The organism is Flavobacterium sangjuense (genome assembly GCF_004797125.1).
Lineage (GTDB): Bacteria > Bacteroidota > Bacteroidia > Flavobacteriales > Flavobacteriaceae > Flavobacterium > Flavobacterium sangjuense.
In genome coordinates this window covers 43447-69285 of sequence record NZ_CP038810.1, presented here as the reverse complement: position 1 = coordinate 69285, position 25839 = coordinate 43447, and the positions used below count along the sequence as shown (strand labels likewise).

Below are 25839 nucleotides of genomic sequence, written 5' to 3'. Positions count from 1 at the left end.
TAGCCTTTCGTCTAAATTTTAAAATTTTGCTTTGAATTGCCGTTAAGTTTGCATACGGTAATCCTTAAAAACAGAGCAGATACTACTCACTAGTACTAATTACATTTTAATAGATAATACTTACTGTCAATAAATCAAAACTCTAATCTTAACGTCTCAGTTATGAAAAAATTATTACACATTACTTCAACCAGAATCTCATTTGCAATAATCTGTTTTGGATTTTGCTTTTTAGGTTATGGACAAGCCACCGTTTTTAGCGATACTTTTACTATTTCCGCAGGAGCTTCTTATACTACATCAACGGGTGCTGTAGGCTCCAGTGCCAATTGGAATCTAACCAGCAGCGGAGTTGATTATGGTGTTCGGATTAATTCGGGAATCATGTCGCTATCAAATGACGCAACTGCTTCAGCCAACAGTAATGGATGGGTACTTTCCTCTACTGCTACAGGTTCATTTGCGGTTCCATACAGCACAACCTTGAATGCAAATCCGGGAATAGTTACCTGGACATTTAACATGCGTCAGCAACAACCCAATCCGAGTGGTTTTGCTTCAGGAAATTATGGAAATGCTTTTATCTTAGCCGGAACTTCGGGAACTACTAATTCTTCAGGAACAGGTTACGCTGTAATTTTGGGAAACTCCGGAAAAACTGACCCATTGAAATTGGTTAGTTATTCAGCAGGATTGCAATCAACAACACAAATTTTAGCTTCAAACACCACAGGATTAACCGATTTTGGTAACGCCTATCTGAGTGTTAAAGTAACTTATACACCTAGTACAAATACATGGCAATTGTTTGTGAGAAGTGATGGGACAACATTTTTGGATCCTAATACAGGAAGTTTAACTTCACAGGGAACCGCAACCAACAGTACCTATACAGGAACTGTTTTGCCTATTATGGGAGCTTTCTGGAATTCAAGTACCAAAAATAACCAAACAGCTTCCTTTGACAATGTTAAAGTAACTGTAGCTGTACCAACAATTACGTCGATATCCCCACCCTCTAAAGTAGCAGGAGCCGGAGCTTTTACACTTACAGTTAACGGAACCGGTTTTGTAAATGGAACCAGCACTGTTAAATGGAATGGCAGCACCCGAGCTACAACATTCGTGTCGGCAACACAATTGACAGCTGCTATATTGTCAACTGATATTACCTCATCAGGATCGGCTGCTATTACGGTAGCAAATGGGGCTGCCGTTTCTAATGGACAAACATTTACTATTGACCCTGCAGGCGTACCAAACATAAGCCTTTCTACCAGTAGTTTAACAAATATGACAACAGTAACCGGTACTGTTTCTTCAGCACAAACCTATACGGTAAGCGGCAATAATTTAACTGCGGATGTAATTGTTACTGCTCCGACCAATTTTGAAGTTTCACCTAATGGAACGACTTATTCAGCAGCGATCACACTTACCCGAACCGGAAATGTTCTTGTGGGCCAACCGGTAACAGTTTATGCCCGTGTCAAATCAACGGCTCCTTCCGGTTTATATACAACAACCATAGATCATACAACAACGGGAGGCTCAACCAAAACAATCGGAGTTTCTGCGACTGTTATTGCGGCAAAGCCAAGTACACAAGCTACATCGGTGAATTTCACAACTGTTACGTCAACTACATTTACAGTAAATTGGACCAATGGTAACGGAGCCAATCACATTGTTTTAATCAGAAGTGGCAGCGCAGTTAATTCAAGCCCGGTTGATGGAGTAACTTATGCGTCTATTAATTCCTTTGGAGCAGGTTCTGAAATTGGTACCGGCAATTTTGTGATTTATTCAGGAAGCAGCAATACGGTAAGCATAACAGGATTGCAGCCCAATACAAATTATTATGTAGCCGTATATGATTACAATGGTAGTGGCGGAACTGAAAGTTATTTAACTACAAGTCCGGCAACTGGAAACAGAACTACACTAAATGCTCCTGTTGGTTGGCAGATTTATAATACCAATACGGTTAATTCTATCACTTTTGACACAACAGTCGATGGTGTAAATGAAGGAACTTATCAGGCGGCAGGAATGTCACCTACACTAACTGGCGGGGAATTAAATTCTAATGCTTGGGCTATTACCGGATTTAGTGATGGCGCTATTTCTTTTGGAGGAACCAGTACAGACAGTCAGGATTATGACAGAGGAACGGCTTCCGGTGCTGTTAGCGTTGGGGGTGTTTATGCTTTTGATACCTCTACTAATAATTACTCCTTAGGAATTAAACCAGCCACTAGTGATTTTGTCCCGGGTTCTGTTACGTTGCGTTTTCAGAATCAAACAGGAGCTCCGGTAACTTCGGTAAGTATCGGCTATAAAATATATATCTACAATGATCAGGCGGCATCGAGTAGTTTTAATTTTAGTCATTCGGCCGACAATTCCACCTATACTTCAATATCTGGGCTAAATGTAACATCGCCGACAACAGCTGATGCCTCACCCACTTGGAAATCTTATTATCGTGTAGTGACTCTAACCAGTTTGAGCATAGCCAATAACAATTATTACTATTTCAGATGGACAGGTTCGGCTGTTTCAGGCAGTACTGATTTTGACGAATTTGGATTGGATGATATCGTTATGGTAGCCAATCCTTCAACCAATTATGCATCTTTTAACGGGACAGCTGAGAACTTTATAGTTTTAGGAAATACTACTTTATCCGGAGCAACAACTGTTAGTAGTGATTTAACAATTAACGGAGGTAAAGTTGATATCAATGGTAATATATTAACCCTTAACGGAGCGATAACCAATACTACTTCAGGGGGATTAAAAGGGAGTGCTTCCAGTAATTTAACTATAAGTGGAGCGGTTAGTCCATCTTTGAGTTTTGACCAAACAACTTTGGGAACTACCAATTTATTAAATAATTTAAGTATTAATACTATAGCTTCTAATACTGTTACGATTTTGAATCCCGTTGTAGTCAATGGAACTTTGACAACAGCTTTGGGGCAAACGCTTAATATGGGAACCAATGCTTTAACAGGGACTTTAACCACTATTACGAATAATGGAACAATAGCTACACAAAATATAAGCTCGTTACCAATTCCATCAGGGAAAACATGGAGTGGAACAGGAGGCACCATAAATTACAATGCTACTTCTTCTGCCCAAACAATAGTGGCGGGAACTTATCAAAATTTAACGTCATCATCTACCGGAGGTGCTTCGGCCGCTGGGAATATTACAGTTAATGAAGTGCTGAATCTGCCTACGTCCAATCCTTCTTCAACCGTTGGAAGTTTGACTATGGGAAGTTATACATTAACCATGGGCGGAGTTGCTACCAATACAGGAATTGGAGATGTGACCGGTATTGTAACCCGAAACAGCATCACTTCCAATACACTTTATACATTCGGAAACACTTATACTTCGATCATATTTCCTAACATTGGAACCTTACCAACATCCATGAGTTTGAAAATTGCTATTGGTACTACACCAAACTGGAGAACAGGAGCCATAAGCAGAACCTATGATTTTATTCAAACAGGAGCTTCAGGGACAAAAGCAGTAATTAAAGCCCATTATTTAGATTCGGAATTGAACAGTAATGCCGAAAACAAATTGGTGGACTGGGCTTATATAGTGCCATCAACTACAACTATAGAACAAGGAAGATCAAATTATAATACAACCGAAAACTGGGTAGAATTGACTAATGTAAATGTTGGACTTTATTTCACAGGTACCTTTGGTCAGGTTTTGTTAACATTAGATGAATCGGCTGCAGGTTCACTTACGTGGAATGGTTCTGTGAGTGATTCCTGGACTACAGCTGCGAACTGGACACCTAATGCCACACCATCTGACCTTACCGTAGTATATATTCCGGATGCAGCAACGACTCCAAATGATCCGACATTAAATCCATTAGTATTATTAGGGTCTTTAAATATTGATGCAGGAGGGATTTTAAATGCTCCTGCCAATTCTCAGTTTACCGTTAACAATGGAGCTGGAGCCTGGATTAACAACGGAACCTACAATCCGGGAACAGGGACAAGTAATGTTATTTTTACCAATGCTGATGCAACTATGGCGGGTTCCACTAATTTCAATAATATCACCATTAATTCAGGGGCTACTTTACGGCCATTAACTGATAATGTTATGCAAATAGGTGGGACATTTACATTAAGTGGAAGCTTTAGTTCAGGAGCAATTGAAAATACTGTAATCTATTCGGGAACTAGTCAGACAATTGTTAATCCTAATTTTGGTTTACAAGCCTATCATAATTTAATTATTAATGGAACAGGGGCTGTTTTTCCAAGTTCTTTAAATATTACTGATAATTTAACATTGAATCAATCTGTAGATTTTACAGGCAAAACTATAGTTATGATCGGGAGTGAGCACCAAACTATTGCCGGTAATGCTGCACCAGTATTCAATAATTTAACAATTAATAATACTGAAGGCGGTGTGTCTTTAGCAACAAATGCTACCATAAATGGAACCTTAACCCTTACTTCTGGTATTTTAGATATTGGAAATTATAATTTACTTTTGGGAGCATCCGCCGTTTCGGGAAGTTTTTCGACCACCAATATGATTTTTGCAAGCGGAACAGGAGAGTTACGCAGAACATATACGGGAACAGGTTCATATACTTTCCCAATAGGGGATATGACAGACACTATCGATTATTCCCCTATTACTGTAAATGTAACAGCCGGAACCTTTTCAAGCGCCTATATCGGAATTTCAGTCATAGATGCTATTCACCCTGATAACTCCAGTACTACCAACAATATAACACGTTACTGGAAAGTAAAACAATCGGGAATAACCGGAGCTGTAGCTACTGTAACCGCAAATTATGTGGCAGCTGATATATCAGGAACAGAAGGAGATATTAGCGGAGGTCAGTTAAACGGAACTTTCAATCAGGCTACTAATCCCTGGATAAAATACACGGCTTTAGACAGCAACAGCTTTACTACAACCGGAGCTTCATTAACAGCAGGACAAATTTCGGCATTTACAGGTATTAAAGGCGGAACTTATAGTGTTTTGATTTCGGGCTATGGTTCATTTTGTTTGAACGACACCGTTACACTTACAGCTACACCAACCGGAGGAGATGCCCCTTACACTTATTTGTGGAGTGGTGGATTGGGAACTCAGGCTATAGTTTCTCCTCCAACTTCATCAGCCGGAACAATCAACTATACAGTTACTGTAAAAGATAGCAACGGAATTACTATAACAGATAATGCCAATGTTTTGGTGTTTCCTACTACTGTGGGAGGCAATGTAACAGGAGGAACTTCCATTTGTCCGGGTTCGACAAGCGGAGTATTGAGTTTGTCAGGACATACCGGAACAATCACCCGTTGGGAATCTTCGGTAAGTCCTTTTACTTCCTGGACACCCATCACTAATACTGCGACAACTTTTACATCAAATCCATTAACCGCAACTACTCAATTTAGAGCGGTTGTACAAAATGGTGCGTGTAATGAAGTCTATTCCGGCGCAACTACTGTTACTATTGCTACAACAACGTGGACTATTACAGCTCCGGCAACAACTCCGGCCTGGGATAATGGAACGCCTACTGCAACAACTACAGCAGTTATAGCCACGGCTTTCACTTCGGGAGGTGCAGGAATTACTGCTTGCTCCTTAACGGTTACTAATAATGCAACTGTAATCATTTCTTCTGGAGATACAGTAAATCTGAATGGGGCAATGACAGTAGCAGCAGGAAGTTTAGTCACATTTAATAATAATGCCAACTTGATTCAAGGAGGAACTACTAATCCGAATACCGGTGACATAGTTATGAAACGCAATAGTTCATTATTGAAACGCTTGGATTATACTTTATGGTCGAGTCCGGTTAGCGGTAGTCAGACACTTTTGAATTTTTCACCCTTAACTTTGACTAATCGGTTTTATACCTATACCACTTATGAAGCCATAGTAGCTCCAGCTACCACTAGCAATACCAATCTGTATACGGTTGTAAACCCTGCAGTTACTACTTTTGCTACGGCCAAAGGTTATTTAATCAGAATACCCAACAATCATCCAACCACCAATGCAGCCATTTGGGAAGGTCGTTTTACAGGAGTTCCTAATAATGGCAATTATAGTTTGACTATGGTTGATGGTGGAGTCGGAAACCGATTCAATCTGGTTGGAAACCCTTATCCTTCACCTTTGAATGCAACTAATTTTGTTGCTGCTAATAGCACTAACATAACCGGAACACTCTATTTTTGGAGAAAAACCAATAATGCTTCTAGTCCAAGTTATTGCTCATGGAATTCATTGGGTTTTACTGATAATGGAGAAGCAGAGGTTACTGATTTGAATGGTGTTATTCAAACTGGTCAAGGATTCTTTGTTGAAGGATCAGGAAATGGAACGGCGCTTAATTTTAATAACTCCATGCGTGTTAATAATCATGACAATCAGTTTTTTAAAAATACAAATGATACGGATACCATTGAAAGAAACAGAATTTGGTTGAACGCGACTAATGCCACAGGATCATTTTCTCAAACTTTGGTTGGTTATTGTACCAATGCCACTCAGGATGTTGATTCCGGAATTGATGGAAGGTATATTAATGATGGGGATATTGCTTTAACTTCATTAATAGGGACTACTCGCTATGCAATTCAGGGAAGAGCATTGCCATTTGATATTAATGATATTGTGCCTTTAAATTTTAAAGTTGCAAATGCAGGTGACTATACGATAGCTATTGACCATTTAGACGGAATATTTACAGGAGGAGCACAATCAATTTATCTGAAAGACAATTTGACGGCTGTCATTCACAATTTGAATACGGGCGCATATAGTTTTGCATCAACAGCAGGAACGTTTTCTGACCGTTTTGAAATTGTATACACTACGCAATTAGGAATTCGAAACCCAGTATTTACAACTAATAATGTAATTATTTACAGCCAAAATAATGAGTTCGTAGTTAATTCAGGTAATACTATTATGAGTTCTATCAAAGTATTTGATATCAGAGGTAGATTGTTAGAAGAGAGAAAAGACATTAACGCTAGTCAAACTACAATTGGTAATGGTTTAACAAATCAAGTTTTGTTGGTTCAAATTACCTCAGAAGAAGGAATAACTGTTACTAAAAAAGTAATTAGATAATTGAATTAGAAATATAGTTAAAATAAAAAATCCATCACATAAAGTGATGGATTTTTTATTTTGGAAAGGAAATATATTTAAATATTTAAACTATCCTTTTGTTTTTTCTGAAGGTGTAAATTACAAATAAAACACCAGCAATTGCTAATAGTATTAATTTTCCATTTATAGGTGCTGGTTGTGGGTCACCACCTTCAAGTCCACCGCCACCGCCACCATCATCATCACCAGGTTGTGCAAAAGCGACAAAATCAGACAATAAGATAAACGACAATAAATATAATTTCAAAAGCTTTTTCATAGACATTTTATAAACAAGTTGTAAATATAGTAATCATTTTTAAAAGTAAAAAAATTAAATGCTATATTAAAGTTAATTAATCAAATTCAGAAGTGAAGAATAATTTTACAGATGGAAATTTGCTTTGGGTCATCTGTATGGTGAATTCAGAATCCGCTAAAAACACTAATTGACCATATTTATCATGAGCTAAGAATTTTTGCTTAATCCTTTTGAACTCTTTAAATTCTTCACCTTTTGGGTCATCGGGTTTTACCCAACACGCTTTGTGTACCGGAAAAGTTTCATAACTACATTTAGCACCATATTCATGTTCCAATCGGTATTGAATAACTTCGTATTGAAGCGCACCAACTGTTCCAATTACTTTTCTGTTATTCATTTCCAAGGTGAACAATTGCGCTACTCCTTCATCCATTAACTGGTCAATTCCTTTGTCCAGTTGTTTTGCCTTTAATGGGTCAGCATTATTGATGTATCTAAAATGTTCCGGTGAAAAACTCGGAATTCCTTTGAAACTCATTATTTCACCTTCGGTTAAGGTGTCGCCAATTTTAAAATTCCCGGTATCATGTAAACCTACAATGTCTCCCGGATACGAGATGTCGACAATTTCTTTTTTCTCAGCAAAGAAAGCATTTGGGCTAGAGAACTTTAAATTTTTTCCCTGACGAACATGTAAATAGGGTTTGTTTCGTTCAAAAGTTCCAGAAACAATTTTTACGAAAGCCAATCTGTCTCTATGTTTAGGGTCCATATTAGCATGGATTTTAAACACAAAGCCAGCCATCTTTTGTTCTTCAGGTTTCACCAAACGTGTTTCAGATTCCTTTGGTCTCGGTGCCGGAGCAATTTCAACAAAGCAATCCAGCAATTCCCTAACGCCAAAATTATTCAAAGCGGAACCAAAAAATACAGGTTGCAAATTTCCGGCAAGGTATTGCTCTCTGTCAAATGCCGGATACACTTCTGAAATCAATTCCAGTTCGTCACGCAGTTTAACCGCTGGTTTTTCACCAATAATTTTTTCCAGTTCCGGACTTTCAATATCAGAGAATGCAATGGTATCTTCGATATTTTTGCGGCTATCACCACTAAACAAATTAATGTTCTGTTCCCAAATATTATAAATCCCCTGAAAATCATAACCCATTCCAATTGGGAAACTCAAAGGCGTTACGCTCAATCCCAATTTCTGCTCTACTTCATCCATCAAATCAAAGGCATCTTTTCCTTCTCTATCCAATTTATTGATAAAAACAATAATCGGAATATGACGCATTCTACAAACGGCAACTAATTTTTCAGTTTGTTCCTCAACACCTTTGGCAACGTCAATTACCACAATAACACTATCAACAGCAGTCAGTGTCCTAAACGTGTCTTCGGCAAAATCCTTGTGTCCCGGTGTATCTAGTATATTGATTTTTTTACCTTGATAATTAAATGCCAAAACCGAAGTCGATACCGAAATTCCTCTTTGACGCTCAATTTCCATAAAATCGGAAGTGGCTCCTTTTTTGATTTTATTATTCTTAACCGCTCCGGCTTCCTGAATAGCACCACCAAATAGTAATAATTTCTCTGTCAGCGTGGTTTTTCCGGCATCGGGATGCGAAATAATTCCAAAGGTTCTGCGGCGTTCTATCTCTTTTAAAAAACTCATGATTTTTGATAAATTGGTTGCAAAAATACTATTATTTACTGATTATTTCCGCATCGTTTATATTTCAAATCTTTCTATAGTTTTTTCGTGTTAATAAAATTTTGTTAATACTAGTCGCGATAGTTGTATAATGTGTTTGAATTGTTATTTTTGTTGATTGTTACGGTGCTTTCCTAAAGTAATTTTTGGAAGTTATAAAACACAGGATTTAATAGTTTTTAGTATATAAATTTTTTATAGCATGAATATAAAACAGTTTTTTTTAGGGTTGTTCTTTTTACTGTCATTTGCAGGGAATGCCCAAAATAACACGAAGGAAGTTTTGTTTACAATCGATGATAAACCTTATTATACAGACGAGTTTTCCAGAATTTACAAGAAGAATTTAGATTTGGTAAAAGATGATTCTCAAAAAGATTTAAATCAATATTTAGAACTATTTATCGGATATAAGTTAAAAGTAAACAAAGCTTATAAGCTTAATTTGCAGGATGGAGCACAATATAAAAATGAGTTAAAATCATACAGAGCACAATTAGCCAAAAACTATTTTAACGACACAAAAATTACTCAGGAACTTGTAGAAGAAGGATACAACCGACTTCAAAAAGAAATCAGAGCTTCACATATTCTTATTTTAGTAGATGAAAATGCTTCGCCTGAAGACACTTTGAAGGCCTATAAAAAAATTGAAGATATCAGTAAAAAAGCTATGGCCGGGGAAGACTTTGGAAACTTAGCCGTTCAGTATTCGGAAGATCCATCTGCTAAAGAAAATAAAGGAGATTTGGGTTATTTCTCAGCTTTCAGAATGGTTTACCCATTTGAAAATGCAGCTTACAAAACGCAAAAAGGAAAAGTCTCTAAAATTGTCAGAACTCGTTTTGGATATCATATCCTGAAAATTAATGATATAAGAGCAAATCGTGGTGAAATTACGGTGGCTCATATTATGATTTTAAAACCAAAACCGGAAGAAACTGAAAAAGATGCTGAAAAAACCATCAACGAAATTTATCAAAAAATTCAACAGGGAGAAAAGTTTGAAGATTTAGCCGAACAATTCTCAGAAGATAAATCCTCTGCTTCAAAAGGTGGCGTGTTGAATAAATTTAGTTCAGGACAATTGAGTTCTGAAGAATTTGAGAATGTTGCTTTTTCTCTTGCCAATCCTAAAGACATTTCAAAACCATTTAGTTCAGCTTTCGGGTGGCATATTGTTAAGTTGATAGAAAAGCATCCGGTAAAATCATTGGATGAAATGAAAAATGAGTTAGAAGCTAAAATCGGCAGAGACGATAGATCTAAAAAAATCACAGCTTCTTTAAATGAAAAACTCAGAAAAAAATATACCTATAAAAAAGATGCTAAACAGTTTGGATTGATTTCAAAATTGGTTACCAACGATTTTTATGAGGCAAAATGGGCGCTTCCTGCAAACGCGAATGATTACACGGCTGCTTTATTAACGATTAATGATAAGAAAATAGATGGAAAAGCATTCCTTGATTTTATAGACAAACAACAAAAAGCAGGTATAAAAGTAAAGCCGTTGTCAAAGTTAGCTGACACTTTGTTTGATAAATTTTTGGACGAACAATTAACCGCTTACTACGATGAAAATTTGGAAACGGAGTTTCCTGATTTTGCTAACGTTATGGAAGAATATCGTGACGGATTATTGCTTTTTGACTTAATGGAAAAAGAAATTTGGGATCGTGCTAAAACTGACACTATTGGTTTGCAAAAATTTTATGATGAGCATAAAATGGAGCACATGTGGAAGAAAAGAGTTGAGGTGACAATTGCTTCATCGACTAAACAAGACATGATTAAGAAAGCACAAGCATTTTTAAAGAAAAATGAGAAACCACAAGATATTAAAGACAAACTGAATGTTAATAATGTAATTAACGTAATGACCAATAGCGGTACTTTTGAAGAAGGAAGTGATGGTTTGCCCAAAACAATGAAGTACAATATTGGTGTTTCAGATGTTTTTAAAGAAGGAGAATATTATTTTGTCACCAAAGTGGATAAAGTAATACCAGCAGGAGTTAAAACCTTAGAGGAATCCAAAGGAAAACTTATCAATGAATATCAGCAATACCTGGAGCAAAGTTGGGTGTCCGATTTAAAGAAGGAATTCACCATAACTGTCAACCAAGCAGCTTTTGATCGCATAAAGAAACAGCTTAATCAATAAAATGATTCGCAATAGTTTTTTCCTAATTTTTTTAATGGTTTGTTCGTGTAATTATTTCAAACCAGAACAAAAATCTCAGTCAATTGCAAGAGTAGGGAAAAATTATTTGTACAAAAGCGATATTGCAAAATTAGTTCCTGCCGGAACTTCAAAAGAAGACAGTTTGCTTTTGGTTCGTGATTTTATTGATCGTTGGGCAAGTCAAAAATTGCTGATTGAAGCTGCAGAGAGAAATCTCAGCGATGCTAAAAAAAGAGAGTATAATGCACTAATTAAACAGTATAAAATTGATTTATATACCAGTGCTTATATTGAAGAAGTAGTAAAAAATACTGTTGATACAGTTGTAAGTCAGGAAGAGTTAAAAAAATATTACGAAGAGAATAAGGAAAATTTCAAAGCCAACGGAACATTAGTTCGATTGCGATATGTCAATCTTTCAAGAGAAAATCCGCGTTTTGAAATCATAAAAAATAAGTTCTTTAATTATTCTAAAAAGGATAAAAAGTTTTGGGATACTTATGCTTTACAATGCAAGAGTTTTGCAATGAATGATAGTGTTTGGGTTGACATGAGCCAGGTGTATGTGAAGCTGCCTGTGATAACACCCGAAAATAGGGATGAAATAATTCGCCCGGGAAAAAAGATGCAAATTCAGAGTAATGATGATACGTATCTGATTAAAGTAACAAACGTATTAGATAAAAATCAAATTTTACCATTTGAGTATAGTAAACCAACGTTGAAAGAAGTTCTGTTGAACAAAAGAAAATTAGAATTGATTAAAAAATTTGAAAAGGATATCACCAATGATGCCATTAAAAACAATGATTATGAAATATACAAATAGCAAACTTACCATAGCAATTATTGCAATTCTTTGCTCAGTAGGCTTTGCCAATGCACAGGAAATTATTAAAGATTCAATAAAACCGAAACCTTTATCAACGTCTTTTAAAAAGCAAAAAATTGATGGCGTTATAGCAACAGTAGGTGATTATATTATACTTGACTCTGATATTGATAAATCTTTTTTGGAGTTGTCAAGTCAGGGGAATTCTATAAAAGATATTACACGTTGTCAAATGTTAGGCAAATTATTGGAAGATAAATTGTATGCTCATCAGGCAGTTCAGGATAGTATCATCATCAGAGATGAAGAAATCAAAGAAAAATTAAATGAGCAGGTTAGCTATATGGTTGAGCAATTGGGTTCAATGGATAAAGTCGTTCAGTATTTCAAAAAAAGTAGTGAAGACGAATTCAGAACAGAATTATTCGACATCATTAAAATGAATAAATTAGCCGGAGAAATGCAGAAGAAAATTATTGAAGGTGTTGAAATTACTCCGGAAGAAACACGCAATTTCTTCAAAGCAATCCCTCAGAATGACTTGCCTGTTTTTGGTGCCGAAATGGAAGTAGCGCAAATTGTTGTATCTCCAAAGATTACGGAAGAAGAAAAACAAAGAGTAGTCAACAGATTAAAAGAAATCAAAGCTGAAGTGTTGGCCGGTTCAAGTTTCAAGACAAGAGCTGTTATCTATTCTGACGATAGAGGTTCAGCATCGAGTGGTGGTTTTTATAAAATCAACAGAAAAACCCAATTCGTAAAAGAGTTTAAAGATGTTGCTTTTTCATTGGGAGAAGGAGAAATCTCTGAACCATTTGAAACAGAATTTGGCTATCATATCATTATGGTTGAAAAAATTAAAGGACAGGAAGTCGAATTAAGACATATCCTGATGATGCCAAAAGTTTCTGACCAGGCTTTGAAAGATGCCAAAGAAAAAATCATTACGATAAAAAGAAAAATCGAAAACGGTGAAATTACTTTTGCGGATGCCGCAAGAACAATGTCTGATGAAAAAGAGACACGCGCTAATGGCGGTGTTTTGATTAATCCTAAAACACAAGACACGCATTTTGAATTAACCAAAATGGATCCGAGTTTGTATAGCGAAGTTTCTAATTTGAAAGATAAAGCGATAACAGCACCAATTTTAGATGACGACCAAAGAACCGGAAAAAAATATAAAATCATCACTGTGACTGACAGAATTGATCAGCATACAGCGGATTATGCAAGAGATTATGTGAAAATCAAAGATTTGGCACTAAAAGAAAAACAAATCAAAGCCATTGCCAAATGGACAGATGAAAAAATTATGGAAACCTATATCAAAATAAATGGTGAGTATAAAGATTGTACGTTCACTAACAATTGGTTGAAAAAATAAATTGTAAATCTTATAAATCTAAAATCAAATGTCAGACGTTGCAGCCATTCAAAATTTAGTTCAGAAAAGAACGGAACTTAAAAAAGAAATTGCCAAGATAATTGTTGGTCAGGACGATGTCATTGATCAAATATTGTTGAGCATATTTTCGGGTGGACACGCGCTTTTAGTTGGTGTTCCCGGCTTGGCAAAAACCTTGATGGTGAATACGATTTCACAAGCATTAGGATTAGATTTTAAAAGAATACAGTTCACTCCCGATTTGATGCCTTCGGATATTTTGGGAAGTGAAATTTTGGACGAAAGCCGTAGTTTTAAATTCATCAAAGGACCAATATTCGCCAACATTATTTTGGCCGATGAGATTAACAGAACGCCTCCAAAAACGCAGGCTGCTTTACTGGAAGCCATGCAGGAACGTTCGGTAACCATTGCAGGTCAGAATTATAAATTAGATTTACCATACTTTGTTTTAGCAACCCAAAACCCAATTGAGCAGGAAGGAACTTATCCTTTACCTGAAGCACAATTAGACCGTTTTATGTTTGCTATCAAGTTGGATTATCCATCGTTTTCTGAAGAAGTTGATGTAGTAAAAAGTACTACATCGGATAACAAACCGGTAATTAATCCTTTGTTTTCCGCACAGGAAATCATCGATTTTCAGCACTTGGTTCGTAGAATTCCGGTAGCAGATAATGTGATTGAATATGCCGTTACTTTGGTAAGTAAAACGCGTCCGAACAATCCGTTGTCTAACGATTATATTAAAAATTATTTGGATTGGGGTGCAGGACCAAGAGCATCTCAGAATTTGATTTTGGCTGCCAAAGCCAATGCCGCTTTCAACGGAAAATTTTCACCGGATATTGAAGATGTAAAAGCGGTTGCAACCGGAATTCTGCGTCACAGAATTATCAAAAACTACAAAGCTGACGCCGAAGGAATTACCGAGGAAATGATTATTGATAAATTACTGTAATAATATTATTTTATTTTCGTTATCTGTTTGATAAACATTCAGATTATGAAAAAATACATACTTGATTTACCTGAATTTATTCTTGTAGCATTAAGCGCTTATTGGTTTCTGGAAAATTATATCGGAACCAATCATTTTAATCCCTATGCCTTTATTGTATTTGCAATGCTCTTGCTTCAAATATATTTTAAGAACAAGTATGTAGGCTTTTTGTTAGCATGGTTTATTTCATTGTTTTCGCTATACATGGTTTTAGCCGTCATTTCTGAATTTAGAGATTTCCCAACATTAATCTCAGAAGGAGCACTCAAATTGCTTGCATTTGGATTGGGTTTCTGCTTTTTAGCTATGGGTTCAGCTGTGCTGATGTTTTATAAATATTTCCCAAAGGTTTTTCCAGCTAGATTTTAATGTTGTTTTTGAAGTAAGTTATCCAACTCTTTGTCGTAGAAAAACAAAAACATACTTCCCATCATGTCCTGACTGATTTGGGTTGTGTTGTCGACATCCAATACAATTTCATAATCATGATTTTTGTACAGCCAAATGCCTTCTACAGAAGAAAAAGGATCGATACTTGTTAAGCCAATTTTTCCCGTGTGATTCACAATTTTACTGCTGAAAATAGCTTTGCGTTCCGTTTTGTCATACAATGAAATTTTGGTTGCAAACGGATGAACGTGAATCGCTGCCGCATGCAAGCGCAAACTATCCTGAATTCCCAATTGATTGTTTACCGAACTTCTATAAGTGTTTTTTCCAACTGGAATTACCCAATGACCGGAAAGTTTATTTCCTTTCCCATCATCATACGTATGGTTCTTGGTTTCAACCGGAATACATTGATTTGTGCCCGGGTCTAAAGGCGATTTATAGGGGTTTGATTCGTTAAACGGAAGCATGATAAAAGCCGTTCTGCTCATCAATGGTTTCAAATTTTTCTCTCGCGAATAGTTGATGTCCACTTCATGGCGCATCCAAAAATTAGCATCAGGAAGATTGTGATTTAAAGATTGCGTCGTTACATATAAGAATTCATTTCCTTTCATCGGAACACCATAACCTGCAGGAAAACTGAAATTTTCCATGCCATGCGAAAGTGAGGTCAATCGCGGATATTGCTTGCCAATTCTTTTGTTTAAATGAAAAGAACTATAATATTTCACATCATTAAAATCGACATTGGTGTGGCATACAAAATCATTAGAAATTGGTTGAAACTGTTTATTGTCAATTGCTTTGACATGAAATCCAGTCAACCAAAGCAAAGTCGAATCCTGCGAAAGTTGTACATAATTAGATGCTTTCGGACCTTCCATCGATTTGTAAATGCCATCAATATAAAACTCAGGCGAAATCATTTTATAGGTTTCAGATTTGTTTTCAACCTTCCAAATTGGATTTACGATGCCCAATTTTTCAAACAAAAAAGATTTTGCAATGGCTTTGTGACGCGTAGGCAATTGCCAATACCAAATTCCGCCACCAAGAATCGCTAACAAAATTAGAACTCCTAAAATTTTATATATCTTTGATTTTCTCATGGTTGTCAAATTTACATTTTTATATGAACGATAAAAAACAATTAGCTGTAAAAAGATTTTTTGGCCTCGACTTTTTACGGGCACTTTCTATAAGCTTGCTATTGTTTTCGCATTCGTCATGGATTTATAATTCTACCGGAATACTTGGCAAATTGCAGGATGCAAGCGGTTTTTTGGGTGTCGAATTGTTCATTGTCCTTAGCGGATTTTTAATTGGAGGAATACTTTACAAACAATTTCTTCATGAAAATTACAGCCTAAAAGATGCCGGTTTATTTGTCTCCAGAAGATTGATGCGTGTTTTGCCAAGTTACTATTTGGTCATTCTCATAATCACCATTATTTATTTGTTGTTTGGTTTTTCTGTTTCCGAAGTATGGAAATATCCTTTACTAATACAAAATTTTAGCTCGCCTCTTCCGGCTTTTTTCCCTGAATCCTGGAGTTTGCCCGTCAAAGAAATGGGATACATTTTAGCGGTCATTTTATTGTTAGCTATATCAAAGTCATTCACTAAAGCATCCAAGCAGGTTTTATTTTTAACGGTGGTTGTCGGGCTTATCGCCTTTACGCTGCTGCTAAAATTATATTATGATATTTATTCCACTAATTTGTCATTGACAAAATGGAGTTTTGATATTCGTGCGGTTGTGATTTATAGAATTGATTCGGTTTTAATCGGAGTACTCTTGGGTTATTTTTATCAGAACTATAATGAAATTATGATATCAAAACGAAAGCTGTTTTTTGCAGTTGGAATTTTAATTTTCATACTATTGTTTTTGTGCATCATGGTATTTAAATTAAGGTTAACCAATGCTTCCTGGTTTTGGAATATTTTATGTTTGCCATTGCTTTCCATAGCTATTTGTATGTTTGTTCCGTTTTTATTGAGTTGGGAAACACCATCAAAAAGCATTGGAAACAGCATTACTTTTATTTGTAATATCGCTTATTCCATTTATTTAGTGCATTATAGTATTGTACTTTTTCTGATGAAATATTTTATCGACACTACTGATTTCGGTTTATGGCAATTGAATATTTTTGCTATATTCTATGTGTCAATTACGGTAGCGTTGAGTTATCTTTTTTACACCTATTTCGAAAAACCGATTAACCAATTCAGAGCTAAAAATTTAAAGTTGAATGACAAATAATAACCCCAGAGTTTTTGGATTAGATTTAATGCGTGCCATGGCGATTTGTATGGTTTTGTGTTCGCATATACTTTGGATTTACAATCCGGACGACGGAATAATTAGACAGCTTTTCGCGCTATTCGGATTTTTGGGTGTTGAATTTTTCTTTGTCTTAAGTGGTTTTTTGATTGGAAGAATATTATACGGCATTTACATCAAGGATGATTACACGATAAAAAGCGCTTTGTATTTCTTAAAAAGAAGATGGTTTAGAACCTTACCCAACTATTTTCTAATACTGATTATCAATATAATAATTACAGCTTCTTTAGGATATTCGATGCCTAAACTCGGATTGTATTTTGTTTTTCTCCAAAATGGTTTCTCCAAAATGTCAACTTTCTTTCCGGAATCGTGGAGTTTATCTGTTGAAGAATGGGCTTATCTAGTTTTGCCGATTTCACTTTTAGTATTCTCATTTTTATTTAAACCTAAAAATAAAAACGGTTTCTTTTTAGTAATCGTATTATCACTGATAGCGTTATTTATTGGTTTTAAAATCGCCTATCAAATCAATACACAAACTACCACGCTTGACGAATGGAATGTTTCCCTGAAATCGGTAATGATTTATAGATTAGATGCTATTTTTATGGGAGTTTTATGCAGTTGGATTAGTATTAATTATCAAAAAAACTGGAGTAAGTTCAAATTTTCATTGGCATTTATTGGCGGTTTAATTATGATGTTTATGTATTTCGGAATGGGGATTTTACGAATTCTACCCGAAACTTTTCCTGTTGTTTGGAATGTAGTCTATCTTCCGTTAGCTTCTTTTTCTATTGCATTTTTCGTCCCGCTATTTTCTCAAATGGAAACTTCAATTGCAATACTAAAACGGCCAATTGAATTTATCAGTAAGATTTCCTATTCTATTTACCTGCTTCACTATAGTGTAATTATGCAATTGCTGATGTTGTTTGTTGATAAAGAGAAAACCTCTTTAGGGCAACTTCATTTGCTAACAGCATTTTATCTCTCGACAACAATTTTTGTAAGCTATCTTTTTTACCGTTTTTATGAAAAACCGATGATGAATTTAAGGGATAAGAATTAAGAATATTCATTTTATGCTACTTTCATTAAAGTATTTGTAAAAAAGCCATAGCAAAAACAATCATTTCGCAAAATAGCATTCTAAATCAATATATTTTATTAAAAACTTTTATAGACGTACAACGTTTTCGTAAATTTGCCCTGCAAATAATTAAACCCAATATACTATGGCTTTTGATATTGAAATGATTAAAAAAGTTTATGGAACAATGGCAGAACGTGTAGACAAAGCGCGTGAGTTAGTTGGTCGTCCATTGACACTTTCTGAAAAGATTTTATACTCACATTTATGGGAAGGAAATCCAACACAAGCTTTTTCTCGCGGAAAGGATTATGTTGATTTTGCTCCGGATAGAGTTGCTTGTCAGGACGCAACCGCTCAAATGGCATTATTGCAATTCATGCATGCCGGAAAAAAGACAGTTGCTGTTCCAACAACAGTTCACTGTGATCACTTAATCCAGGCAAAAGTTGGTGCTACTACCGATTTAGCTGTTGCCAATTCACAATCAAAAGAAGTTTTCGATTTCCTTTCTTCAGTTTCAAATAAATACGGAATTGGTTTTTGGAAACCGGGTTCAGGAATTATCCACCAAATCGTTTTAGAAAATTATGCATTTCCTGGTGGGATGATGATTGGAACCGATTCACACACAGTAAATGCAGGTGGATTAGGAATGTTAGCTATTGGTGTTGGAGGTGCTGATGCCGTAGACGTAATGTCGGGCATGTCATGGGAATTAAAATTTCCAAAACTAATCGGAGTAAAATTGACCGGAAAATTAAACGGTTGGACTGCTCCAAAAGATGTAATCTTGAAAGTTGCTGACATTCTTACCGTAAAAGGTGGAACTGGGGCAATCGTTGAATACTTTGGTGAAGGTGCGACCAATATGTCTTGTACCGGAAAAGGAACTATCTGTAATATGGGTGCCGAAATTGGAGCAACAACTTCAACTTTTGGTTACGATGATTCAATGAGAAGGTATTTGGCCGCGACCGATAGACAAGATATTGTGGATGCTGCAGATAAAGTAGCTGATTATTTAACGGGTGATGCTGAAGTATACGCAAATCCGGAAAAGTATTTCGATCAGGTTATCGAAATCAATTTATCAGAATTAGAACCACACATCAACGGACCATTTACACCGGACAGAGGAACTCCGGTTTCAAAAATGAAAGCAGAAGCTGTAGCGAATGGTTGGCCATTAAAAATAGAATGGGGATTAATCGGTTCTTGTACCAATTCATCTTACGAAGATATGGCACGTGCCGCATCAATTGTGGAACAAGCTGTCGCTCACGGAATCACTCCAAAAGCAGAATTCGGAATTAATCCGGGTTCGGAACAAATCAGATATACCATAGAAAGAGACGGCATCATTGCTACTTTTGAGAAAATGGGAACCAAAGTTTTTACCAATGCTTGTGGTCCATGTATCGGACAATGGGATAGAGCTGGGGCTGATAAACAGGAAAAAAATACCATCGTGCATTCGTTTAACAGAAACTTCTCTAAACGCGCCGATGGAAATCCAAATACACATGCTTTTGTAACTTCGCCTGAAATGGTAGCTGCTTTGGCGATTTCGGGAGATTTGACTTTTAATCCAATTACTGATTTTTTAATAAACGATAATGGGGAAGAAGTAAAACTAAATCCACCACATGGTGATGAGTTGCCAAAAAGAGGTTTTGATGTAGAAGATGCAGGTTTTCAAGCACCGGCAGTTGATGGAAGTAATGTACAGGTTGCGGTTTCTCCGACTTCGGACAGATTACAATTGCTAGCGCCATTTGATGCCTGGGACGGGAAAAATATTACAGGAGCTAAATTACTTATAAAAGCTTTTGGAAAATGTACTACAGATCACATCTCTATGGCTGGACCATGGTTGCGTTTCCGTGGGCATTTGGATAATATTTCTAATAATATGCTGATTGGTGCAGTGAATGCTTATAACCAGGAAGCTAATAAAGTTAAAAACCAAATTACCGGTGCATACGATGCTGTTCCTGCTGTTGCAAGAGCTTACAAAGCGGCTGGTGTTCCTTCGATAGTTGTGGGTGATCATAATTATGGTGAAGGTTCTTCGAGAGAGCATGCTGCAATGGAACCAAGATTTTTGGGAGTAAAAGCAGTTTTGGTAAAATCGTTTGCACGTATTCATGAAACGAATTTGAAGAAACAAGGAATGTTAGCGTTGACATTTGCTAACGAAGCAGATTATGATAAAATTCAGGAGAACGATACTATCAATTTCTTAGACTTAACCGAATTTGCTCCGGGCAAACCGTTGTCTTTAGAATTTGTCCATGCTGATGGTTCAAAAGATGTAATTTTGGCAAACCATACATACAACGACAGCCAAATTGGTTGGTATGTGGCTGGTTCTGCTCTGAACCTTATTGCTGCGGGGAAAGCTTAATTAGTTCAAGATTGATTTATAAAAAAATGCTCAACATATGTTGAGCATTTTTTTTATCCTACTTTCTTCTTTTGATATATTTCTTTTAATCCTGATTTCCATTCAACCAACTCATAATAAAAGTTCACTGAAATAAGATTGTCTTTCTTTGTTACAACACACCTCCCGGTTACATCGGCTTCATCTCCGCAAATGGTTGTTTTTGGACCAACTTTTAAGTTGTCATTAGCATATAATTGATAAATTTTATAAGCAATGTCTTGACGAATTGTCATTTTGGAATTGTAAGTGCTTACGATAATCATTCCTTCTCCGGAACGCGCCACAAACTCCATTCCGTTGTGACCATAATTGTAGGTTTGTACTTTTGGATCACCTTCATTGAAGGCAAAACAGCTCATAATCAATGCGCTAAAAAATATTTTTTTCATATGTTGTAAGTTACTTGGGGGCAAATTAGGGGCGAAAAATAATGATTAATTTAATACAATAACGTAATTATTTAAAAAATATTGTGTTTAAACGAAAAAAACCGTCAATTCAACGAAGAATAGACGGTTTTTCTGAACTAATAATCTACTAATAATAAGTATAGCGTCTAACTTTTGCTATATATTTTGCCAAGCGAATCACCTGATGACTGTATCCGTATTCATTATCATACCAAACATATAGTACAATATTTTTTCCATCGCCTGAAACAATTGTCGCATTGCTGTCATAAATAGAAGGTTGTGCAGTACCAACAATATCCGAAGAAACTAATTCGTTGTTCAGCGAATATCTGATTTGCTCTACAAGTTCACCTTCAAGAGCATACTTTTTCATAATAGAATTTACTTCTTCAAAAGTAGTTTGCTTACCAACTTCCAAATTCATAACAACCAAAGAACCATTTGGAACAGGAACACGAATAGCATTCGAAGTTAATTTTCCGGCTAAACTCGGAAGTGCTTTGGCAACAGCTGTTCCGGCACCGGTTTCCGTAATTACCATGTTCAAAGCAGCAGCACGACCACGACGGTATTTTTTGTGCATATTGTCTACCAAGTTTTGGTCATTGGTATACGCATGAATCGTTTCAATATGACCTTTTACAACCCCAAGTGCATCTTCAACCACTTTTAAAACCGGAGTAATGGCATTGGTTGTACAAGAAGCCGCAGAAAAAATATCTACTTTATCCGGGTTGTGATCGTTATGATTTACACCATAAACAATATTAGGAACACCTTTCCCTGGCGCCGTTAATAATACTTTTTCAACGCCTTTTGAAGTTAAATGACGTTTCAATTGTTCTTCGGTTGTGAAAGCTCCGGTGTTATCAATTACTAAAGCATCTTCAATTCCGTATTTTGTATAATCAATTTCTTCAGGACCATTGGCCGTGATAACATGAACAGTAGTTCCGTTAATGATTAATGCATTATTTTCTGCATCAGCTTCAACCGAACCTTGGAAATCGCCATGAACAGAATCATAACGCAATAAAGAAGCTCTTTTTTCTAAAGAGGAAGCGTCATTTCTGTCACGAGTAACAATAGCACGAAGACGAAGTTGTTGTCCTTTGCCCATTTTGCTCATCATTTCACGAGCTAATAAACGACCAATTCTACCAAAACCATACAAGACAACATCTTTTGGTTTTAGGTTTTTAAAATCTTTGGCATTTCTTAATTTGTCAATAACAAAAGCACGGCTATCATCATATTTATTGTCTTCAAGATGATATTCATAAGTTAATTTTCCAATATCAATTCGTGATGGTGGCAAGTCTAAATTTAGAATTGAGCGGGCAATTTCTACAGAATCAAAAATGTTGATTGGTTTTTGAACAAACTCTCCGGCATATTCGTGAAAGTTGATAATGTCGCTCACATTTCTGTCGATTAGCTGATTTCTAAAAAGAACCAATTCGATTGATTTGTCATACCACAAATCGCTGATAATTTTAATTAATTCAACGCCTGCTTTACGTCTGTCAGCCTGAAAAGATAATTCCTTCTCGTATAACTTGTTACTGTCCATAAAAATAAATAAGTGTTTAGTTGTGTGTTTATTCTGAATTCATTTCAGAATCCTGATTTAATTTTGCGCAAAAGTATAAAATAGTAGTGTTTTACGAAAACGATTTCGTCACTTTTTTACAAAACAAAAAAACCAGTCCAAATTTTGAACTGGTTTTAATCAATATTAACCTTTTAACCTTATAAAATTACTTGAATTACTTGTCCAATTTTGTTAATCATTTGGATGCTTACATTTTGATTTTCGTCTTTTTTATTTAAAAAGCTAGAAATACTTTCCACATCAGTCGCTTTTACATTATCAACCGAAAGAATAATGCCTCCTTTTAATTGATCATAGTATGGTCTCAGATTGTCGTTATTGATTTCTTTGATGCGAACACCATATCCAATTTTGAACTTTTTCTTATCCGAAGCATCGATATTCTCTAATTCCAATCCTTTAAATTCTGTAGTGAAAACATCATTTTTGATTAAGGTAACTAATGCTGTTTTAGTTTCTCCGTCTCTAAGGAATGTTACCTGCACTTTATCGTTTGGTCGTTTTGTACTGATATATCCTGAAAGTTCAGAGAAAGTATTGATTTGTTGACTGTCTAATTTTTTGATGATGTCGCCTTTTCGCAAGCCTGCTTTTTCGGCACCTGAGTTTTTAGTTACTTTGTTAATATAGAAACCTTCGGTGTCATTTATTCCTAATTCTTTAGAGGCTTTACTGTTCAATTCGCCTCCTTCAACGCCAAGAATTCCACGTTGTACATTACCAAATTCCATAATGTCTTCAATGATTTTTCTTGTAATATTTGACGGAATCGCAAAAGAATAGCCAGCATAACTTCCTGTTGGAGATGAAATCATGGTGTTAATTCCAATTAATTCGCCACGAGTATTAACCAAAGCACCACCGGAGTTTCCCGGATTTACAGCGGCATCGGTTTGTATAAAAGACTGAATGCCTTTATCTTCTAAATTTCTGGCTTTCGCCGAAACAATTCCGGCCGTAACCGTTGAAGTCAAATTATACGGATTTCCAACGGCCAAAACCCATTCGCCAACTTTCACCTGATCTGAATCGGCAAACGTTGAATAAGGTAATTTTTCTTCCGCATTAATTTTTAATAACGCGATATCCATTTTAGAATCTGTTCCGATAAGTTTTGCTTTGTATGATTTGTTATTGTTTAATGTAACTTCAAGTTCAGTAGCATCTTTTACAACATGATTATTGGTTACGATATAACCATCTTCCGAAATGATAACGCCCGAACCTGTTCCAACTTGTTCTTGTTGCTGACCGCCATTGGTCCCGTAAAACCATTGCAACATCGGATTGTAAACGGTTCTTACCGAAACATTTTTAACGTGAACAACTGCGTGAACTGTATTTTCCGCAGCAGCTGTAAAATCAACTCCTTCGGCGGATAAACCAACATTCCTGCCATAATTGTTTGACGCTGTTGTTACAATCGAATCGCGATTGTTTTTCCCTTCAATAAATAATTTGTAAGCGCCAAGTGTGGTTACACCACTTAATAAAGAAACCAAAAATAGACTTGATAATCGTTTCATAATCATTAACATTTTTAAATTATTTGATAGTAAAATTATAAATTTCTATTTTTCAAAATATCAGTTTAACGCTCGTTTAACAATTTTTAAGTTAATCTTAATATTTGCTATATTTGTGGGTATAATTCACATAATGAAATTCACTTTTTACAAATACGAAGGAACAGGAAATGACTTTATCTTTATTGATAATCGTCAAGAAAACTTTCCGAAAACAGACGTCAAACTTATAGAAAAATTGTGCGACCGCCGCTTCGGAATTGGAGCTGACGGATTAATACTGTTAGAGAACGATATTGAAACCGATTTCCGAATGGTTTATTACAATTCTGATGGCAATCAAAGTTCGATGTGCGGCAATGGTGGTCGTTGTATTGTGGCTTTCGCCAAAAGCCTGAATCTTATCAATGATCAAACTACTTTTCTGGCAACAGATGGTTTGCATAAGGCATATGTTTTTGAAAACGGAATCATTTCTTTGGGAATGAAAGATGTTGATACAGTAAAAATAGAATCCGATTATGTTTTCCTGAATACTGGCTCGCCACATCATGTAATGCTGGTTAACGATTTGGATAATTATGATGTTAAAAGTATTGGTGCTGCTATTCGTTATTCCGACTTATATGGAAAAGCAGGAAGCAATGTAAATTTTGTGAAGCAACTTTCAGAGGATCATTTTCGTTTGCGAACCTATGAGCGTGGTGTTGAAGATGAAACTTATTCGTGTGGAACCGGAGCAACTGCAGCAGCTATTGCGATGAATGCTCTTGGGAAAACAAATTCCAATCATATAAAATTAGATGTTGAAGGCGGAAAGCTGGAAGTTTCCTTTATAAAAGAAGGAAGTACTTATACTAATGTTTTTCTAAAAGGTCCTGCAACTTTTGTTTTTGAAGGAGAAATAGAATGGTAACACTACAAGGACAAAATATCCATTTACGTGCGCTAGAACCCGAAGATTTAGAGTTTGTCTATGCTATAGAAAATGATGAAAACATTTGGGAAGTCAGCAATACCATAACTCCGTACAGCAAATTCCTAATTCGGCAATATCTCGAAAATGCACATCAGGACATTTATGAAGCCAAGCAATTGCGATTGGTTATTTGTAAAAAAGGAAGTTCAGAAGCTGTTGGGTTAATTGATTTATTCGATTTTGATGCTAAAAATAAACGAGCCGGAATTGGAATAATCATTCAAAATGAAGTCGATAGAAATAATGGTTTCGGAAAAGAAGCTTTGGGTTTGATGATTAATTATGCTTTTGAACAGTTGCAATTGCATCAATTGTACGCAAATATCGGAACAGAAAATAAAGTCAGTGAATCGCTTTTTACTACATTTGGATTTCAAAGAATAGGTGTTAAGAAGGATTGGAATTTTACCAATAATGCTTTTCACGATGAAGCGGTTTTTCAATTAATTAAAAAATAAA

The 25839-nt window shown here is 35.8% G+C and carries 17 protein-coding genes; 11 read left to right on the top strand and 6 right to left on the bottom strand.

The features are described 5' to 3' along the window. The first annotated feature begins 162 nt into the window (after positions 1-162). Positions 163-7176: a T9SS sorting signal type C domain-containing protein gene (locus GS03_RS00280; RefSeq protein WP_136150586.1), complete on the top strand. Its 7014-nt coding sequence runs from the start codon at positions 163-165 to the stop codon at positions 7174-7176. Positions 7177-7261: 85 nt separating this feature from the next. Here the strand turns inward: GS03_RS00280 and GS03_RS00275 are convergent, their stop codons facing one another. Beyond that, a complete protein-coding gene (locus GS03_RS00275; protein ID WP_136150585.1) occupies positions 7262-7477 on the bottom strand; it encodes a signal peptidase in 216 nt (71 codons plus the stop codon). A gap of 76 nt (positions 7478-7553) precedes the next feature. Further along, positions 7554-9143, bottom strand: a complete 1590-nt coding sequence (locus tag GS03_RS00270) for a peptide chain release factor 3 (RefSeq protein WP_136150584.1) — start codon at positions 9141-9143, stop codon at positions 7554-7556. A gap of 241 nt (positions 9144-9384) precedes the next feature. On the opposite strand from GS03_RS00270, the gene GS03_RS00265 reads away from it, so the two are divergent. Genes GS03_RS00265 through GS03_RS00245 form a run of 5 tightly spaced genes read left to right on the top strand, consistent with a single transcriptional unit; the run spans position 9385 to position 14982 of the window. Continuing rightward, complete coding sequence (locus GS03_RS00265; RefSeq protein WP_136150583.1) at positions 9385-11349, top strand: peptidylprolyl isomerase; 1965 nt, start codon at positions 9385-9387, stop codon at positions 11347-11349. Between the two features lies 1 nt (position 11350). Next, entirely contained in the window at positions 11351-12199 is an 849-nt protein-coding gene (locus GS03_RS00260; protein ID WP_136150582.1) for a hypothetical protein, read from the top strand. Continuing rightward, complete coding sequence (locus tag GS03_RS00255) at positions 12162-13589, top strand: peptidylprolyl isomerase (protein ID WP_136153026.1); 1428 nt, start codon at positions 12162-12164, stop codon at positions 13587-13589. Before GS03_RS00260 ends, GS03_RS00255 begins: the two co-directional genes overlap by 38 nt. 28 nt (positions 13590-13617) lie before the next feature. After that, complete coding sequence (locus tag GS03_RS00250) at positions 13618-14571, top strand: AAA family ATPase (RefSeq protein ID WP_136150581.1); 954 nt, start codon at positions 13618-13620, stop codon at positions 14569-14571. A 45-nt stretch (positions 14572-14616) separates the two neighbouring features. After that, positions 14617-14982: a hypothetical protein gene (locus GS03_RS00245; RefSeq protein ID WP_136150580.1), complete on the top strand. Its 366-nt coding sequence runs from the start codon at positions 14617-14619 to the stop codon at positions 14980-14982. On the opposite strand, the gene GS03_RS00240 is transcribed toward GS03_RS00245, so the two are convergent. Then, positions 14979-16115, bottom strand: coding sequence for a hypothetical protein (locus GS03_RS00240; protein ID WP_136150579.1), 1137 nt, complete (start codon positions 16113-16115; stop codon positions 14979-14981). The genes GS03_RS00245 and GS03_RS00240 overlap by 4 nt on opposite strands. 23 nt (positions 16116-16138) lie before the next feature. Here GS03_RS00240 and GS03_RS00235 point away from each other — a divergent pair, with 23 nt between their 5' ends. The 3 genes from GS03_RS00235 to GS03_RS00225 all read left to right on the top strand — a co-directional run bounded on the left by GS03_RS00235 (position 16139) and on the right by GS03_RS00225 (position 20805). Then, positions 16139-17275: an acyltransferase family protein gene (locus GS03_RS00235; RefSeq protein WP_136150578.1), complete on the top strand. Its 1137-nt coding sequence runs from the start codon at positions 16139-16141 to the stop codon at positions 17273-17275. Next, the gene (locus tag GS03_RS00230) at positions 17265-18374 is read left to right on the top strand and encodes an acyltransferase family protein (RefSeq protein WP_136150577.1); all 1110 of its coding nucleotides are present in this window, start codon (positions 17265-17267) and stop codon (positions 18372-18374) included. The genes GS03_RS00235 and GS03_RS00230 overlap by 11 nt, the downstream gene beginning before the upstream one ends. Before the next feature lie 166 nt (positions 18375-18540). Further along, positions 18541-20805, top strand: a complete 2265-nt coding sequence (locus tag GS03_RS00225) for an aconitate hydratase (RefSeq protein ID WP_136150576.1) — start codon at positions 18541-18543, stop codon at positions 20803-20805. Positions 20806-20858: 53 nt separating this feature from the next. Here the strand turns inward: GS03_RS00225 and GS03_RS00220 are convergent, their stop codons facing one another. The 3 genes from GS03_RS00220 to GS03_RS00210 form a co-directional block, all read right to left on the bottom strand. After that, positions 20859-21236, bottom strand: a complete 378-nt coding sequence (locus tag GS03_RS00220; RefSeq protein ID WP_136150575.1) for a hypothetical protein — start codon at positions 21234-21236, stop codon at positions 20859-20861. A gap of 148 nt (positions 21237-21384) precedes the next feature. After that, complete coding sequence (locus tag GS03_RS00215; RefSeq protein WP_136150574.1) at positions 21385-22833, bottom strand: glyceraldehyde-3-phosphate dehydrogenase; 1449 nt, start codon at positions 22831-22833, stop codon at positions 21385-21387. A 179-nt stretch (positions 22834-23012) separates the two neighbouring features. Continuing rightward, entirely contained in the window at positions 23013-24401 is a 1389-nt protein-coding gene (locus GS03_RS00210) for a trypsin-like peptidase domain-containing protein (RefSeq protein WP_136150573.1), read from the bottom strand. A 133-nt stretch (positions 24402-24534) separates the two neighbouring features. Between GS03_RS00210 and dapF the strand changes: the two genes are divergently transcribed. Both dapF and GS03_RS00200 read left to right on the top strand, forming a co-directional pair. Further along, positions 24535-25317, top strand: coding sequence for a diaminopimelate epimerase (gene dapF, locus GS03_RS00205; RefSeq protein WP_136150572.1), 783 nt, complete (start codon positions 24535-24537; stop codon positions 25315-25317). After that, complete coding sequence (locus GS03_RS00200) at positions 25311-25838, top strand: GNAT family N-acetyltransferase (RefSeq protein ID WP_136150571.1); 528 nt, start codon at positions 25311-25313, stop codon at positions 25836-25838. Before dapF ends, GS03_RS00200 begins: the two co-directional genes overlap by 7 nt. The last annotated feature ends 1 nt before the right edge of the window (position 25839 follow it).

Coding starts and splice junctions, on each gene's coding strand:
- GS03_RS00280 (WP_136150586.1), top strand. CDS start 163: ATGAAAAAATTATTACACATTACTTCAACCAGAATCTCATTTGCAATA.
- GS03_RS00275 (WP_136150585.1), bottom strand. CDS start 7,477: ATGAAAAAGCTTTTGAAATTATATTTATTGTCGTTTATCTTATTGTCT.
- GS03_RS00270 (WP_136150584.1), bottom strand. CDS start 9,143: ATGAGTTTTTTAAAAGAGATAGAACGCCGCAGAACCTTTGGAATTATT.
- GS03_RS00265 (WP_136150583.1), top strand. CDS start 9,385: ATGAATATAAAACAGTTTTTTTTAGGGTTGTTCTTTTTACTGTCATTT.
- GS03_RS00260 (WP_136150582.1), top strand. CDS start 11,351: ATGATTCGCAATAGTTTTTTCCTAATTTTTTTAATGGTTTGTTCGTGT.
- GS03_RS00255 (WP_136153026.1), top strand. CDS start 12,162: ATGCCATTAAAAACAATGATTATGAAATATACAAATAGCAAACTTACC.
- GS03_RS00250 (WP_136150581.1), top strand. CDS start 13,618: ATGTCAGACGTTGCAGCCATTCAAAATTTAGTTCAGAAAAGAACGGAA.
- GS03_RS00245 (WP_136150580.1), top strand. CDS start 14,617: ATGAAAAAATACATACTTGATTTACCTGAATTTATTCTTGTAGCATTA.
- GS03_RS00240 (WP_136150579.1), bottom strand. CDS start 16,115: ATGAGAAAATCAAAGATATATAAAATTTTAGGAGTTCTAATTTTGTTA.
- GS03_RS00235 (WP_136150578.1), top strand. CDS start 16,139: ATGAACGATAAAAAACAATTAGCTGTAAAAAGATTTTTTGGCCTCGAC.
- GS03_RS00230 (WP_136150577.1), top strand. CDS start 17,265: ATGACAAATAATAACCCCAGAGTTTTTGGATTAGATTTAATGCGTGCC.
- GS03_RS00225 (WP_136150576.1), top strand. CDS start 18,541: ATGGCTTTTGATATTGAAATGATTAAAAAAGTTTATGGAACAATGGCA.
- GS03_RS00220 (WP_136150575.1), bottom strand. CDS start 21,236: ATGAAAAAAATATTTTTTAGCGCATTGATTATGAGCTGTTTTGCCTTC.
- GS03_RS00215 (WP_136150574.1), bottom strand. CDS start 22,833: ATGGACAGTAACAAGTTATACGAGAAGGAATTATCTTTTCAGGCTGAC.
- GS03_RS00210 (WP_136150573.1), bottom strand. CDS start 24,401: ATGAAACGATTATCAAGTCTATTTTTGGTTTCTTTATTAAGTGGTGTA.
- dapF (WP_136150572.1), top strand. CDS start 24,535: ATGAAATTCACTTTTTACAAATACGAAGGAACAGGAAATGACTTTATC.
- GS03_RS00200 (WP_136150571.1), top strand. CDS start 25,311: ATGGTAACACTACAAGGACAAAATATCCATTTACGTGCGCTAGAACCC.